The organism is Sphingomonas sp. CFBP 13706 (assembly GCF_014842355.1).
Classification (GTDB): domain Bacteria; phylum Pseudomonadota; class Alphaproteobacteria; order Sphingomonadales; family Sphingomonadaceae; genus Sphingomonas; species Sphingomonas aerolata.
Window position 1 is genome coordinate 1 of sequence record NZ_JACYVM010000079.1, and the last position, 470, is coordinate 470.

The 470-nt window shown below is 61.7% G+C and carries 1 protein-coding gene; it reads left to right on the forward strand.

The window, feature by feature from the left end; all coding sequences use genetic code 11:
* On the forward strand, positions 1–470 hold a 470-nt coding region (locus IFS44_RS22020; RefSeq protein ID WP_206757906.1), incomplete at both ends, for a hypothetical protein.

Here is a 470-nt window from a genome sequence, read left to right on the forward strand (position 1 = left end):
GGCTTCCCCGAAACGCCCCTATCTTATGTCCTTTTCCACGAAGCAGGTACGGCTGCTGGCGGCAGGTTTTGTACCGCACGCCGGATCGTTGTTCATTTCGACACGCTCCACGGGCAGATACCGCAGAACGCGGCCGAGCAAGCAGCGAATGCGCCTCGGCGCCGCTTTGCTGTAAACGCAGCGCCGCTTGCCACCGTTCTAGATCACATGGCGACGGATGCCGAGTGCGCTCGCGTGGAAAACTTTGCTCAATTGCCACCGGGTGAACCACAGCTCGGTCGCGGGATTGTCGAGGCCGTTCTCGATCTCTCAGTCGAGGCAGCAACGACGGGCCGTGCTTCGGTTCCGGTCACTTGCTTAGACGACACCACTCCTAAGGGTAACCGGTGCGATGGAGTCCGCGTGCTGGCCGGGCTCAATTGGCGCCATCTGGGGAACGTCGATTTGCCAAGTTCGGTTCGCGGGCCGGC